Below are 14,405 nucleotides of genomic sequence, written 5' to 3' on the forward strand. Positions count from 1 at the left end.
TCAGCACAGTCCGGCCAGCTTGTACAACACCAGCGAGCCGGCGACGGCGACGTTGAGGCTGTGCCCCGAGCCCACCATCGGGATCTCCACCGCCACATCGAGACGGTCCAGTCCCTCCGCCGGGATGCCGGAGCCCTCGTTGCCCAGCACCACCACGGTCCGCCGCCGCGCGGTGGGCAGGTCACCGAGCCGGATCGACTCGTCGGTCAACTCCACTCCGACGATCGCCGAACCGCCGCCGCGCTGCCGATCCAGCCAGCGGTCGACCCGGCCGTCGATCCAGTGCACACAGGACGGGTGCCGCAGCGTGTTGCCCTGAGCCAGCGCCTCGGGCACCCAGGGCCGCCGCGGCACCGCCAGGCAGGCGCCCACCGCATCGCAGCTGCGTAACAGGGTCCCGAGGTTGACGCCGTGTTTCGGCCAGAGCGGCGCGGCGATCAGATGGTTCCAGCAGCCGTGCCCGCGAGGGCGGCGCTGCCGATGGATCTCGGCGGGCGTCCGCGCCCGCACCCCGCTCATCGCGGTGCGGGAAGGACCTTCCCGCGTGGTTCGATCAGAGTCATGCGAACGGCGCTTCGCGGCGCACCGGGGCCATCACCGAGGCGAGCGCTTCGCCCGCAACCGATTCCACGGTACCCGTGGTGGGATCACGGGCGCAGCACCGAGACCAGGAAATCGGTCTGGTCGTAGACCGCCTTCTCGAACCAGTCGTCGAAATAGATGTCGAAGTGGCCGATCGGATACCGCTTCACCACAGCGTGTTTGGTGCGGGCGGCGGCCGCGAGCACCGGGCCCACCGGCACCAGCGAATCGTTGTCGCACACCGAGTACAGCACCGGCACCTTGATGTTCTTCGTGCGCCGCCACGGCGAATCGAACATGGTGGCCAGGGCGATCCGGGCGCCGACCTTCGGCTGGTACTTGCTGCTCTCCTCGGCGAGCAGGCCGAAACCCTCGGGCACGTCCGCGGCGCTCATCAGGGCGGCGGAATGCCGGCGACCGGCCAGCCGCACCCGGATCGGCTTGCGGCGGATCGGGCCGAACAGCACATCGGTCAGCGCCACCGTGCCCGTCTTGACGAACCCGATCGGCCCCTTCGCCCGCGCCGACGCCCGGCCGCTGGTGAACGGGCACTGCGCCACCACCGCCGCCAGATAATCGTCCTCGTGCGCGATCGACAGCACATGGCCCCCACCGAAAGAGGTGCCCCACAGCGCGATTCGCGTCGCGTCGAAACCCTTGAGGGTACGGGCGTAGGCGATGGCGGCCCGCCAGTCGTCCCGCTGCCGCCGGATATGGATCACCTGGCGCGAGCCGCCCCCGCTGGCCCCGAATCCGCGGTAATCGAAAACCAGCACGCCCATTCCGGCGAGGGCGAACCGCCGCGCGTACCGGTCCAATCCCATTTCCCGATCAGCGCCCAGACCGTGTCCCATGATCACCAGGGGCCGCGGCTTCGGCGGGCCGTCCGGAAGATAGAGCCACGCTGCACATTGATCGCTTCCCGACGGGAACCCCACCTCGACACGCTCCATGACCACTAACGGTAACGGGTCGCACCCCCGCCTGCCGAACAGGTTCCATTCATTCCGGGGAGGCGGTATTCCCACACCCGGGGGCCGCGCATCCGCTGTGAAACGGGACGGGCATAATGTGTCCGCAGACGAGTCGGTCGGGCGACTGCGGCGAGAGGAACGGGCACGCTGGTGCCGCTGCCTCGCGCCGAGGAAAGTCCGGACTCCGCAGAGCAGGGCGGTTGTTAACGGCAACCCGGGGTGACCCGCGGGACAGTGCCACAGAAAACAGACCGCCGGTGCCCGGTCCGTCAGGTCCGGGCGCCGGTAAGGGTGAAACGGTGCGGTAAGAGCGCACCAGCGCCCCGGGTGACCGGGGCGGCTCGGTAAACCCCGCCCGGAGCAAGGTCGAAGGTCGCACTCCTCGTGAGTGCGACTGCGCAGGCGTTCGAGGGCTGCTCGCCCGAGCCTGCGGGTGGGCCGCTCGAGGTGCCCGGCGACGGTGCACCCAGATGGATGGTCGCCCCCCGGCACTCGCCGGGGACAGGATCCGGCTTACAGACCGACTCGTCCCCAAATCTTCATCGCCCGGCCGGATCACGGCTGTGGCGGCGCCCATGCCGCGGTGCCATCATCGATGGTGCCGGGCAGGCCCGGCGCATGCTCGGCGCGAAAGCTCAGGTGGCGCGGGGATATGGATATTCCGGCATTGATCACGACCGTCGTCGCAATGGTCGTCGCGGCGGGCGTCGTGGTGACGAGCACGGGTGTGCGGGTCGTGCAACAGTTCGAGCGAGGCCTGGTGTTCCGGTTCGGCCGGGTGCGCGCGGTCCGGGAACCCGGTCTGCGCCTGCTGATTCCGATGGTCGACCGGATGCGCAAGGTGCCGATGCGGATCGTCACCCTGCCGGTGCCCGCACAGGAGGGCATCACCCGGGACAACGTGACCGTGCGCGTGGACGCGGTGGTGTATTTCCGGGTCGTCGATCCGGTGCAAGCCGTGGTCGAGGTGCAGGACTACATATTCGCGGTCGCGCAGGTGGCGCAGACCTCGCTGCGGTCGATCATCGGCAAGAGCGATCTGGACAACCTGCTGTCCAATCGCGAGGAGCTCAACAAGGGCCTCAAGGTCATGATCGACAGTCCGGCGCTCGGGTGGGGTGTGCACATCGATCGGGTGGAGATCAAGGATGTGGCCCTGCCGGAATCGATGAAGCGGTCCATGTCGCGTCAGGCGGAGGCCGAGCGGGAGCGGCGCGCCCGCATCATCACCGCCGAGGGGGAACTGCAGGCCTCTCACATGCTGGCCGAGGCGGGCACCCGAATGTCGGCGGCGCCGGCCGCGCTGGAACTGCGGCTGCTGCAAACCGTGGTAGAGGTTGCGGCGGAGAAGAATTCGACCTTGGTACTGCCGTTTCCGGTGGAGCTGTTGCGATTTCTGGAACGCTCCACGCCGGGAAATCCGCAACGCTCCGCACCGGGAAGCCCCGAACACCCCGCCGCGGCAACCGCGCAATCCGCCCCCGGCGGCGCCGGATCGGTGCCGATCGGCTCGGATGCCACGATTCCGGCGGAGACCGGAACCGACGACCGAGCGGACGGCGAAGAATCGACCGGCGCCGTGCCCCCGGGGACGGCGGATCGGCGAACATGAACGGCGACACCGGATCCGGCGGCGCCGTCGTGGACTAACCGGCCGGGCTGATGACGAGCATCTGCGCCCAATAGGCGGCCTGCTCCGGGCCGAGCAACGGCAACAGTTGATCGTAAACAATCGACGACATACGGTGCTGAACTTCCTTCCTACCTCGACTGGCGGCTTGACCTGCGCCACAGTAGCAGCGTGGCCTGCGAAACGCCGCAGACCCACCATATGGTCGCCGGTCATCGCGTGTCTCTTCCGAATATCCGTGCTGAACTGGCCTGAGACGTGATCGGCGTCATAGAGTGTTCGCGTTGGAAAGTTGTGCCGTGGGGTGGCGGCGAACTGTGGGTGTCAGTCAACGGACGTGGAAAGCAGGGTTCATCTATATGCGAGTAGTTCGCGCACTGGCCATCGGCGCGCTGATCGCCGGTGCCGCTTCGATTTCGACCGCGCTGGGAGCCGGCTCGGCCGGCGCGGTGGCATTCACCCCGGTGCCCGGCGGGGTGCAGGTCGACCTCACCCCGGGGGATACCCAGTGGGTGCACCAGACTCATTTCGGACAGGTTCTGGCGGGCCTGCCGCATCCGTCAGCGTCCTCCTTCGGTGAGGCGCTGGATTCGGCGGCCGATATGTCCGCGCAATACCCCAGTGGCCGTGTGGTATTCACGGTCTACGGGCCGCTCGACAAGCTCAACGGCACGATGCTGGCGCTGCAGTAAGAGCGTCCGCACACCCGCGTCGGGGTTTCCAGCGGTACCGCTCCGGCACGAGACAGCATGGGCGGCGCCACTTTCGGGCCGGTTCCGGAACGCGAGCTCCGGAGCCGGCCCGTCTCGCGTCGTTACAGGTACGAGGTCTCGTTCACCAGCCGCACCGACGAGCCGCCGTCCGGATAGAACTCGGCGATCGACAGCGAGGCGAGATCCAGATGCAGCCGGTACAGCAGGGACGGACCGACTCCCAGCGCCAGTTGCAGCAGCGTCTTGATCGGCGTGACATGGCTGACCACCAGCACGTTCCGCTCGGGATACAGCGCGACCAGATCCCGGCGTACCGCCTCCACCCGCTCCCGTACCCGGTCGAAACTCTCGCCCCCGGGCGGCGGCAGCGACGCGTCGCCCAGCCAGGCCGCGTGCAGCTGCGGATCCCGTTGCGCCGCTTCGGCGAACGTGAGCCCCTCCCACTCGCCGAAATCGGTCTCGGTCAATCCGCCGAGCACCCGCACCGGTAGATCCAGCGCCCCCGCCGCGGCCTCGGCGGTCTCCCGTGCCCGGCCCAGTGGCGAACTCACCACCGCGGCGATATCCCCCTTGCCGGCCAGATGTTTCGCCGCGCGCGCGGCCTGCTCCCGGCCGAGCGCGGTCAGCGGCGGATTGCCGCGCCCGGAATACCGTCGCTCCACCGACAATTCGGTCTGACCGTGCCGGAGCAGCAGAAGCCGGGTCGGCCGGCCGACCACCCCGGACCAGCCGGGACCACCCGAGGCGGCCACCGCGGCGCGCACGGTGCCGCTCCCGGAATCCGCCGGATCGTCCGAAACCGTCGGCGCCGCAGTGCTTTCGGCCGAGCGGACGGCCGCCACCAGCGGCGCGTCGTCCATCGCCTCGTTGGCCAGCCGGTCGGCGTGCGAGTTGCGTTCGCGCGGAATCCATTCGAACCGGACGATGTCGAAACCCGCCACCAGCCGCCGGGCCCGCTCCGCGAGCGGAATCATGGCCGTGTGCTTGACCTTCCAGCGTCCGGACATCTGCTCGACGACCAGTTTGGAGTCCATCCGCACGTCGACCTCGCGGGCGCCGAGTTCGGCGGCGGCCGCCAGACCCGCGATCAGGCCCCGATATTCGGCGACATTGTTGGTCGCGACGCCGATCGACTCCTTGCGCTCGGCCAGCACCCGGTCGTGATCGGAATCCCACACCACCGCGCCGTAACCGGCCGGCCCCGGATTGCCGCGGGAGCCACCGTCGGCCTCCACGATCACATTCGTCATCGGCTCTCCCCGCGCGGCCGGCGGCTCACAGCCCGGACTGTGGGGTGCGGACCAGCACCGCCCCGCACTCCGGGCAGCGCACGACGACCTGCGGTTCGGTCTTCGCGATCCGCGCGATCTCACCGCGGTCCAATTCGATGCGGCAGGCGCCGCACCGGCGGGCCTGGAGCAGTGCGGCCCCGACACCGTGCTGGGCCCGCTGCTTGTCGTAGACGGTGAGCAGCTCGGCCGGGAACACGTCGATCAGTTTCTCCCGGTCGCCCGCGCACCGCTGGGCGGCGACGTCGAGATCCGCCACCGCCTGATCGCGCAGGCGCGCGGCATCGGCCAGATCGGACTCGGCCTTGGTCAGGTTGGCGCCGGCGTGCTGGTGGTCGGCGACGGCGGCCTCCCGCTGCTCCATCACCTCGAGCAGATCGTCCTCGAGCACCGATCGGCGGCGCTGCAGACTGGTCAGCTCGTGCTGTAGTTCGGACAGCTGCTTGGCGCCGACGCTGCCGCTGTCGAGCATCCCGCGGTCGCGTTCCTCGCGTTTGCGCACGCCGTCGATCTCGCTCTCCAGCTTGCGGATGTCGCGGTCGAGGTCGTCGATCAGGATCTCCACCTTCACCGCCGCATCCTTGCGGGTGGAGCGTTCCGTCTCCAGCCGCCGCACCTCCTGCGCCTCGGGCAGTACCTTGCGGCGATGCTCGATGCGGGTCAGTTCGGCGTCGACTCCGGCGAGGTCGAGCAGTTTGGCCTGGATCGATGATTCGACATTCAACGCGGAACTTACTCCTCGACACTATGGACGGTTCGGTGGTGCACGGCACCCCTCGGGGCAGCCGGGACCGGAGTGTCAACGGTACTCCGCCCTCCGCGCATTCCGCTCGAGCCCGCCGCTTTCCGGCGGTGCGGCCCGCGAAAACGAGCAGGCGGCCGCGGGCACCGGCGTGCGAGGCTGTCCGTATGGGTGAACATCACTACGCCGTCGACGTGGTCTGGAGCGGCGCGACGACCGACTACCGCTCCTACTCCCGCAACCATGAGGCCCGCGTCCCCGGCCGCCCGTCGATCCCCGGCAGCGCCGACCCCCAGTTCCGCGGCGACCCCACCCGCTGGAACCCGGAACAACTCCTGGTCGCCGCCCTCGTCGAATGCCACATGCTCTGGTACCTCCACCTGTGCGCCGACACCGGCATCGTGGTGACCGACTATCAGGACGCCGCCACCGGCGTCATGGACGACCACCGTTTCCTCCAGGTCACCCTGCACCCCCACGTCACCGTCACCGACGCGTCCCGGATCGACGCCGCCCGCACCCTCCACACCGAGGCCCACCACCGCTGCTTCCTCGCCAACTCGATGAACTTCCCGGTGACGCACGAGCCGATCGTCATCGCCGGGTGAGGAGCCGCCGGAGTCGGCGCACCGGCACCGGCCGATCACACGACGGCAGATCGTGGACCGGGCCCTCTCGCCGAATTCGCACTCCGCGCCCTGGTCGGCGAATCAGCAGGGCTCGAGTGAAGTCTCGCGCTGAGACGACTCGCGTTACGCCGACTCTGCTCGCACAACGCCAGATCGACCCGGCGGACTACGGCGCGGCCGGCGGGGCCACCGATCGGCTGGGCCGCAATGATTCTCACTCGTCGGCGGCGCCGAGCGTCCAGGGATCGGTCCGCAGGGCCGAGACGCGGGTCGTCACCGAGGGAAGTTCGGTGCGGACGACGGCGGCGGCCTGTGCGCACCAGGGAAATTCGGTGGCCCAGTGCGCGGCGTCGACGAGCGCCGGGCCGCCGGCCCGCAGGTGCTCGTCGGCGGGATGATGGCGCAGATCGGCGGTCACGTAGACGTCGACGCCGAGACGGGACACGGTGCGCAGCAACGAATCTCCGGCACCGCCACATACCGCGACGGTGTGCACGATCCGATCCGGGTCACCGGCGGCCCGTACTCCCCACGCGGTCCCGGGCAGCCCGGCCCGCACCCGGGCAGTGAAGGCGCGCAACGTCTCCGGGCTCGGCAGCGTGCCCATCCGGCCCAGCCCTCGCGAGGTCGGCAGCGCGGCACGCTCGGTGACCCGGAAGTCGGGATCCCCCGCCGGATGCGTCGTCCGCAGGGCCGCCAGCAGCGCACCACGGGCCGAGGTCGGCGCCACCACCTCGATGCGGCCCGGTACGGCCGATTCGCCCGCCGCTCCGCCTTCGCCGGATTCGGCATGCCCGCACGCGTGCCCGGCCCCGCCGGCGGTGGCACCGGCCGCCGACAGCGCGGCGCGCACCGCGGCATCCTCCTCCGGCGAGGGATACACCACCCATTCATCCACGGCCGCAGCGGTTTTGGTCTCCAACGGCCCGGAGACCGTGATACCGAGCGCAGCCGCGAGGGCGTCGGACACACCGGGATCCGCGGAGTCGGCGTTGGTGTGCGCGGTGAACAGCGCGCAGCCGTGCCGGATCAACCGATGCACCAGCGCCCCCTTCGGGGTGTCGGCGGCCACGGTGTCGACACCGCGCAGCAGCAGCGGGTGGTGAACCACGAGAGCCTGTGCGCCCCAAGCGATCGCCTCGTCGACCACCGCGGCGGTGGCATCCACCGCGAACAGCACACGGGTGATCGCGTCGCCCGGATCGCCACACACCAGCCCCACCGAATCCCACGACTCGGCCAGCCGGGGCGGGTAGGCCGCATCCAGCACAGCGACCAGATCCCGCACCGTCACACCCGCATCGCCCCGCGTCACCGCGCCTCCTCACCGTCCGCACCGGGAGCCGCCACGCCGGGCGCCGCGCCCGGCCGGTCCTCGGCGCCATCGCTTGCCGGATATCCGACACTACCGAAGACCCCGGCGATTTCCGGACCGGTACGGGCGCACCTCACAACCGCGCCACCATTGATCCGGTCCGGGTATGCCGCGTCTCACAGCCCGACGTCGTGGATGGCGGCGATCAGCCGGTCGACGGCGGCCGGTGGGCGTACGGCGAGCCGGAGGTGGCCGGGGCCGAGCCCGGGGAAGGTGTCACCGCGGCGGACCGCGATCCCCTTGTCCGCCAGTCGTTTCCGCAGCAGTTCGGCATCGGGGACGTGGATCAGCAGGAACGGGCCGGCGGCGGGTTCGTGGACGTGCACACCGGCCGACCGCAACCGGGCGCTCATCGCGAGCCGGTGCACCGCGAGACGTTCAGCGCGAGAACGTGATTCGGCGACGGCAGCCGGTTCGGCGGTGGCCGCGATCGCCTCCAGTTGCAGCGCGCCCAGCGGCCAGTGCGGGCGGCCGTGGTTCAGCCGGGCCAGCAGATCCGGTGCGCCGAGCAGGTATCCGCAGCGCAGCCCGGCCAGCGCCCAGGTCTTGGTGAGGCTGCGGAGGATCAGTACGTCCGGAAGCGATTGCGTAGCAAGCGATTCCGTCTCACCCGGCACGGCATCGATGAACGCCTCGTCCACCACCAGGATCCGGCCCGGCCGGCGCAGCGCCAGAATCCGCTCGGCCGGATGCAGCACCGAGGTCGGATTGGTCGGGTTGCCCAGCACCACCAGGTCCGCCGACATCGGCACCAGCGCCGGATCCAGGGTGTAGGGCGGCGGCAGCAGCACCCGGGTCACCGGCACCCCGGCCTCCCGCAGGACGAATTCTGGCTCGGTGAACGACGGCTGCAACACCGCGGCCCCGGCAGACCCCAGTCGCGGCAGCATCGCGAAGCCCTCGGCGGCGCCGGCCAGCAGCAGAACCTCGTCGGACGCGCGCCCGTGCCGTGCCGCGACCGCCGCCCGCGCCGCCTGCTCCTCGGCGGCCGACGGATACCGGCCGAGTTCCCCCAGCCGCGCCGCCAACCGGTCACGCAACCACGCGGGCGGGCCGCTGCCCTGGACGTTCACCGCGAAATCCAGCATGCCGGGCTGCGCGTCGACATCGCCGTGATGCCGCAGCCGCTCCCGGTCCACCGGCCACGCCGAGTCATACGGCACGCCGTCACCGTCCACCATCTCGCACCTCACCCGCACCGCATCCGCGAATCGACGCCACACCCCCAGCCCGGCACTCGGGCTGTACGACGGTCTGTAGTGGTATCGGGCACAGAGCACACCCTACGTGCCCGCCGCGCGGACCCACCCGACAGAATGGCTGTTGTGGGCGAGTTGCATGTGACCTTCATCTGCACGGGAAACATCTGTCGATCGCCGATGGCCGAGAAGATCTTCGCCACGGCGGTGGAACAGGACGGCCTCGCCGACCGCGTGCGGGTGACCAGTGCGGGTACGACCGGCTGGCATGCCGGCGACGACGCCGACCGTCGCACCACCGCGCTGCTGCGCCGGTACGGCCATTCCGCCGGGCACGTCGCCGCCGCGATCGACGCCGATCACCTGGCCGCCGACCTGCTGATCGCGCTGGACACGTCCCACGAACGCGAGCTGGCCCGGCTCGGGGTACCCGCGCCGCGCCGGCGACTGCTGCGTTCCTTCGATCCGGACGCCGACGGCCCCGACGTCCCGGACCCGTACTACGGCGACGCCGCCGACTTCGAACTGGTCCGGGAGCAGATCGAGGCCGCGCTACCCGGACTGCTCGGCTGGGTCCGCGATCAGCTCGGCGAGCGCCGATGAGCCTGATCCGCCGCCTGACCTTCCTGCTGCGACCCAGCTGGGTGATCTTCGCCGCCGTCGTGGTCGCGTTCGCATACCTGTGCTTCACCGTGCTCGCGCCCTGGCAGCTGGGCAAGAACATCCGCACCTCGCATCGCAACGACCTGATCGCCGCCTCGGTGAACGCGACACCCGTCGATATCACCGGCCTGCTCACCACACCGGACGCGAAGGACACCGAGTGGCGGCGGGTCGTGGCCACCGGCAGCTATGTGCCCGGGTCGACGGTGCTCGAGCGGCTGCAACGGCTCGACGACAAGCCCGCCTACGGGGTGCTCGCCGCGTTCCGGCTGGCCGACGGCCGGGAACTACTGGTCGACCGCGGCCTGGTCGGCGCCGCCGACGGCACCCATCTCCCGCCGATCGCCGAACCACCGGCCGGTCCGCAGCGGATCGAGGGCCGGGTCCGCAAGTCCGAGGGCGTCATCCCCGGCAAGGAACCGATGACCCAGGACGGTTATCGCCAGGTGTACTCGATCGACACGGCCCAGGAGTCGACCGTGCTGGGTACCGCGCTCACCACCGTGCCGACCGGCGATCGCGGCGGTTACCTGCAACTGTCCGAGGGCCAGCCGGGCGCCTTCACCCCCGAACCGCTCCCGCAACTGGACGCCGGGCCGTACCTGTCCTACGGCCTGCAATGGATCGCCTTCGGCGTGATGGCCCCCCTCGGCCTGGGCTATTTCGTGTACGCCGAGATCCGCGAGCGCCGCCGGGAGCGCGGCACCGCCCCGGCCGCCGCACCTGCTCCCGCAGCACCGGCGAACTCGGCCGATCCGGTGACGATCCCCGCGGCACCGCCGAAATCCAACACCGAGCGACTCGCCGACCGCTACGGCGGCACCCGTCACTGACCGGCCCGATCCGGCGACCCGAGCGGGGCGCTTCGGCGAATCGACACCTGCCCTCCCCGGCCGCGCTACCCGCACCCGACGGCACCGGCTCACCATGCCGGGTGGAACTCGCGCGGCCCTCGGGACTCTTGCCGCCGGGCGGCTTCCGAGGTCCCGGACCGCCCGCGCCCGAAGCGAGCGCGGATCCCCCCGGCGGAACACCCACTTCGACCGGCCGGCCGAGTAAGCCGCGTGGTTGCCGGTGTCGACGAACCGCTAGGGTTGGACGCGGTGTGTCGGGAAGTCTGGTCGACGAGTCACTGTCGATCGTGCCGAAAGGACATCCCGTGTCAGCGGTGAACCGCCCGAATCCCATTGCACTGCAAGGTGAATCGAACCGCGAGGAGCAGCGGTGACCGACGTGTCCCCGTTCGCCGCGGCCCTGCTGATCATCTCGCTGGCCGGGCTGGCCGGCGTGTTGTCGAGCCGGCTCGGGGACTGGCTGCCCGTCCCCGCGCCCGCGCTGTTCCTCGGCGGCGCGGCCGCCGCGTCCGATATCTGGCCCGCGCTGGGCCGCATCCCGATGACCCTGGTGCAGCAAGTGGTCACGATTGCGCTGCTGGTGATCCTGTTCGACGGCGGCATGCAGATCGGCTGGCGCCGGTTCCGGGCGAACGCCGCCGCGATCACCTGGCTCGGGGTGGTGGGGACGCTGGTCACCGCGGGAGCGCTGACGCTGGCCGCGCATCTGATCTTCGGCCTGGACTGGCGGATCGCGCTGCTGCTGGGCACCGCCCTGTCGCCGACCGATCCGGCGGTGGTGTTCTCGGTACTGGGCCGGCGGCAGATCGGCGGGCGCGCCGGAACCCTGTTGCAGGGCGAGTCCGGGGCCAACGACCCGGTAGGCATCGCCCTGCTGGTGGTGTTGCTGGAGACGAGCCGATTCCACTGGGACGCAATCGGTTCCGTGGCCGGGGAGTTCACGCTCCAGCTGCTGGTCGGCGCGGTCACCGGTGTGGTCGGCGGCCGGGCGCTGCTCTGGTTCATGCGAACGGTGCCGTTGCCGGCGGCCGGACTGTATTCATTGCGGGTGCTGGTGTGCGTGCCCGCGATCTACGCGGCCACCACCCTGGTCCACGGCTCGGGATTCCTGGCGGTGCTGGTGGCGGGCATCGTCATCGGCGACCAGCGGGCGCCCTTCCGCGCCGAGATCGAGCGATTCCATTCGGCGCTCGCGAGCCTCGGCGAGATCGTGGCCTTCGTGATGCTGGGGTTGACCATCCAGGTGACCGGTCCGCACGGGGTGATGGAGGGCGAGGCGCTGCCGATCGGCCTGGGACTCGCGATCCTGATGGCCCTGGTGATCCGGCCACTACTGGTCGGACTGACGACCCTGCGGATCCGATTGACCCGCGGCGAACGGATCTTCGTCCTGTGGACCGGCCTGAAGGGCGCGGTCCCGATCCTGCTGGGCACCTTCATCCTCAACGCCGGCGTACCGGACGCCCGCCGCGCCTACGAGATCATCTTCGTCGTGGTCGCGTTCTCGGTGGTCGTGCAGGGCGGCACGGTGCCCGCCGTGGCCCGCCGGTTGCGCCTGCCCCTGGAGACCGTCAATCCACGCCCCTGGACGATGAACGCCCGCTTCGAGGAGGAACCCGACAGCCTGCACCGATTCACCGTCGCCTCAGGATCACCCGCCGACGGTACAACGGTGTCCGGCCTGCCGTTCACCGACCTGTGGATCAGCGTGATCATCCGCCGCGGCCTACTGGTCGTCGTCACCCCCGACACGAGGCTACGCAGCGGCGACGAAGTGCTGATCCTCGCCGACCCCGGCTCCGCCGCCGACATCGAAGCCCTGTTCACCACGAAACCCATAGCACCATAAAGATTTTCGCCCACCGGTCGGTGCCCGGCGAATACGCGCGTCGGCCCGCATCCGGCTGATACACAGCGGCGGCCCCTCACCCCGGCCGACACACGCCAGCGAGCCGGCACTCACCCGGCACTCACCCGGCGCACGACAGCGCCCGGCACGCCGCCCAACTCACGGTCGGCGTCCAGTGCCCCGGCCAGGCTCACGGCCGCGTCCCTGTACCTCGGACTAGCCACGTCGGCGGCCCACCACGCCAGTCTGCCCACGGCGCTCAGTACCTCGGACCAGCAGGTGGCGACTCGGCACCCCCACGCAGCCCACAGGGCCCCGCACTCGACCTATGCAGGCGGCACCGCGTCTAGACCAGCGCGCGGCGGCGGCCTCGCAGCCCGGCGAGTGCGACCGCCACGACCGCCGCGGCGAGTTGGACGGCCTCGGACAGTCGCACGGCCCGGCGCAGATCGCCGACCCCGGGGGCGGGTCCGTCGCCGAGGGTGGGACGCATCTCCACACCGTGCCGATATTCGGTGCGGCCACCGAGTCGAACACCGAGTGCCCCGGCCATACTCGCCTCGGCGACTCCCGCGTTCGGGCTGGGATGCCGGCCGGCGTCCCGCCGCCAGGCCCGCACCGCGTCGCCCCGGCGTTCCCCCGCCAGCGCGACGGTCAGCACCCCGGTCAGCCGGGCCGGGACCAGATTCACCAGATCGTCGAGACGTGCTGCTGCCCAACCGAATCGGTGGTATCGATCGTTGCGGTAGCCGACCATCGCGTCCAGGGTGTTGATCGCCCGATAACCCACCAGCCCCGGCACTCCGGCGACGGCTCCCCAGAACAGCGGCGCTACCGTGGCGTCGGAGGTGTTCTCGGCGATGGATTCCAGTGCGGCCCTGGCCAATCCGTCGGCGTCGAGCAGTTCGGGATCGCGCCCGCACAGCGAGGGCAGCAAAGCCCGCGCCCCGGCGATGTCCCCCGCCTCGAGCAGATCCGCCATTTCCTGTCCGGTCCGCACCAAGGTCGTGCCGCCGAGAACCGCCCAGGTCGCCGCCGCCGTTACGAGAATCCCGGCGCCCGCGGACCGGCACCGCCGCCGCACGGCGCGACCGGCGACCACCGCACCGCCGACCAGCACTGCCTCGTAGATCACCCCCGCCGCGCGCCGATCCCGATAGACCAGCGGCTCCAGCCGCGCCGCGACGGTCCCGAATCCGGCCACCGGATGTCCCCGCCGGGGATCGCCGAGGACCCGGTCCAGCACGAACCCGAGCCCCACTCCGGCCGCCGTCACCATCCCCGTTCGCACCGGCCGACAGTAACGCACCCCTGATCGGCACCTCGCGACGCTTGCTACTTCTCGCCCGGCCGAACGTCCCATTCTCACCCTGCTCACCGCACGCAAGCTGTCGAAACTACCGGCGAGCGGACCGGTACGCCGCGGGACAGGTCGGGGCGCGCGACCCACGGCCTCGCCGGTCTCCGCCGTGGCAACAGGCGCGGGTGATCACCGGCACCGTGGCGGTCGCCGCCGTCTCCACCTTGGCGACCGGCTCCGGTGACCACCGGCACCATGGCGCTCGCCGCGATCCGTGACCTGATCACCAGTGCCCAGACTCCGGTTGCCGAATCCGCGCCCGGAAGCGGCCCCGCATACTGCGGTGATCGACTCGGCGGCGGCCGGATCGCCCTCGGCAGCAGCCGATCGGCCCAACCATCATGTCCCGGCATGCAACAACCGCCGACAGTTGGCCGAGACACGCCGAGCGTTGAGCGGAAGTCCGAATCGCCCTCGGCAGTCGATCGGCCCAACCATCATGTCCCGGCATGCAACAACCGCCGACAGTCGGCCGAGACACGCCGAGCGTTGAGCGGAAGTCCGAATCGCCCTCGGCAGTCGATCGGCCCGACCATCATGTCCGGC

13 protein-coding genes and 1 other RNA gene are annotated in these 14,405 nt (G+C 70.6%); 7 read left to right on the plus strand and 7 right to left on the minus strand.

Translation table 11 applies throughout. The annotated features are described in order from the left end of the window. On the minus strand, positions 1-519 hold the full coding sequence (locus NRB56_RS06150) for a TrmH family RNA methyltransferase (RefSeq protein ID WP_153339452.1): 519 nt from the start codon (positions 517-519) through the stop codon (positions 1-3). Between the two features lie 128 nt (positions 520-647). Next, entirely contained in the window at positions 648-1,535 is an 888-nt protein-coding gene (locus NRB56_RS06155; RefSeq protein WP_153339453.1) for an alpha/beta hydrolase, read from the minus strand. 129 nt (positions 1,536-1,664) lie between these two features. Between NRB56_RS06155 and rnpB the strand changes: the two genes are divergently transcribed. The 3 genes from rnpB to NRB56_RS06170 all read left to right on the plus strand — a co-directional run bounded on the left by rnpB (position 1,665) and on the right by NRB56_RS06170 (position 3,878). Further along, positions 1,665-2,088, plus strand: an RNA gene (gene rnpB, locus NRB56_RS06160) — RNase P RNA component class A. Between the two features lie 156 nt (positions 2,089-2,244). Beyond that, positions 2,245-3,168: a slipin family protein gene (locus tag NRB56_RS06165; protein WP_406603442.1), complete on the plus strand. Its 924-nt coding sequence runs from the start codon at positions 2,245-2,247 to the stop codon at positions 3,166-3,168. Positions 3,169-3,545: 377 nt separating this feature from the next. Next, positions 3,546-3,878 carry a hypothetical protein gene (locus tag NRB56_RS06170; RefSeq protein ID WP_153339455.1) on the plus strand — a complete coding sequence of 111 codons (333 nt, stop codon included), beginning with the start codon at positions 3,546-3,548 and terminating at the stop codon, positions 3,876-3,878. Between the two features lie 122 nt (positions 3,879-4,000). Here the strand turns inward: NRB56_RS06170 and NRB56_RS06175 are convergent, their stop codons facing one another. Together NRB56_RS06175 and NRB56_RS06180 are read right to left on the minus strand one after the other, a co-directional pair. Further along, on the minus strand, positions 4,001-5,149 hold the full coding sequence (locus tag NRB56_RS06175) for a bifunctional RNase H/acid phosphatase (protein ID WP_153339456.1): 1,149 nt from the start codon (positions 5,147-5,149) through the stop codon (positions 4,001-4,003). Positions 5,150-5,174: 25 nt separating this feature from the next. Further along, the gene (locus NRB56_RS06180) at positions 5,175-5,912 is read right to left on the minus strand and encodes a zinc ribbon domain-containing protein (protein WP_153339457.1); all 738 of its coding nucleotides are present in this window, start codon (positions 5,910-5,912) and stop codon (positions 5,175-5,177) included. Positions 5,913-6,097: 185 nt separating this feature from the next. On the opposite strand from NRB56_RS06180, the gene NRB56_RS06185 reads away from it, so the two are divergent. Continuing rightward, the gene (locus NRB56_RS06185) at positions 6,098-6,538 is read left to right on the plus strand and encodes an OsmC family protein (RefSeq protein ID WP_153339458.1); all 441 of its coding nucleotides are present in this window, start codon (positions 6,098-6,100) and stop codon (positions 6,536-6,538) included. Between the two features lie 235 nt (positions 6,539-6,773). On the opposite strand, the gene NRB56_RS06190 is transcribed toward NRB56_RS06185, so the two are convergent. Together NRB56_RS06190 and cobC are read right to left on the minus strand one after the other, a co-directional pair. Next, positions 6,774-7,874 (minus strand): Nif3-like dinuclear metal center hexameric protein, encoded by a 1,101-nt coding sequence (locus NRB56_RS06190; protein ID WP_319942617.1) that lies wholly within the window; start codon positions 7,872-7,874, stop codon positions 6,774-6,776. 176 nt (positions 7,875-8,050) lie between these two features. Beyond that, positions 8,051-9,115 (minus strand): Rv2231c family pyridoxal phosphate-dependent protein CobC, encoded by a 1,065-nt coding sequence (cobC, locus tag NRB56_RS06195; protein ID WP_153339459.1) that lies wholly within the window; start codon positions 9,113-9,115, stop codon positions 8,051-8,053. A gap of 135 nt (positions 9,116-9,250) precedes the next feature. Between cobC and NRB56_RS06200 the strand changes: the two genes are divergently transcribed. From NRB56_RS06200 to NRB56_RS06210, 3 genes are all read left to right on the plus strand, one after another. Next, positions 9,251-9,736 (plus strand): low molecular weight protein-tyrosine-phosphatase, encoded by a 486-nt coding sequence (locus NRB56_RS06200; RefSeq protein WP_153339460.1) that lies wholly within the window; start codon positions 9,251-9,253, stop codon positions 9,734-9,736. A gap of 5 nt (positions 9,737-9,741) precedes the next feature. Continuing rightward, positions 9,742-10,629, plus strand: coding sequence for an SURF1 family cytochrome oxidase biogenesis protein (locus NRB56_RS06205; protein WP_406603443.1), 888 nt, complete (start codon positions 9,742-9,744; stop codon positions 10,627-10,629). Positions 10,630-11,020: 391 nt separating this feature from the next. After that, positions 11,021-12,499: a cation:proton antiporter domain-containing protein gene (locus tag NRB56_RS06210; protein WP_319942618.1), complete on the plus strand. Its 1,479-nt coding sequence runs from the start codon at positions 11,021-11,023 to the stop codon at positions 12,497-12,499. Between the two features lie 346 nt (positions 12,500-12,845). Here the strand turns inward: NRB56_RS06210 and NRB56_RS06215 are convergent, their stop codons facing one another. Next, positions 12,846-13,778, minus strand: coding sequence for a cobalamin biosynthesis protein (locus NRB56_RS06215; RefSeq protein WP_153339639.1), 933 nt, complete (start codon positions 13,776-13,778; stop codon positions 12,846-12,848). Positions 13,779-14,405 lie beyond the last annotated feature (627 nt).

Source organism: Nocardia aurantia (genome assembly GCF_009604425.1).
In the GTDB taxonomy this organism is placed as follows: domain Bacteria; phylum Actinomycetota; class Actinomycetes; order Mycobacteriales; family Mycobacteriaceae; genus Nocardia; species Nocardia aurantia.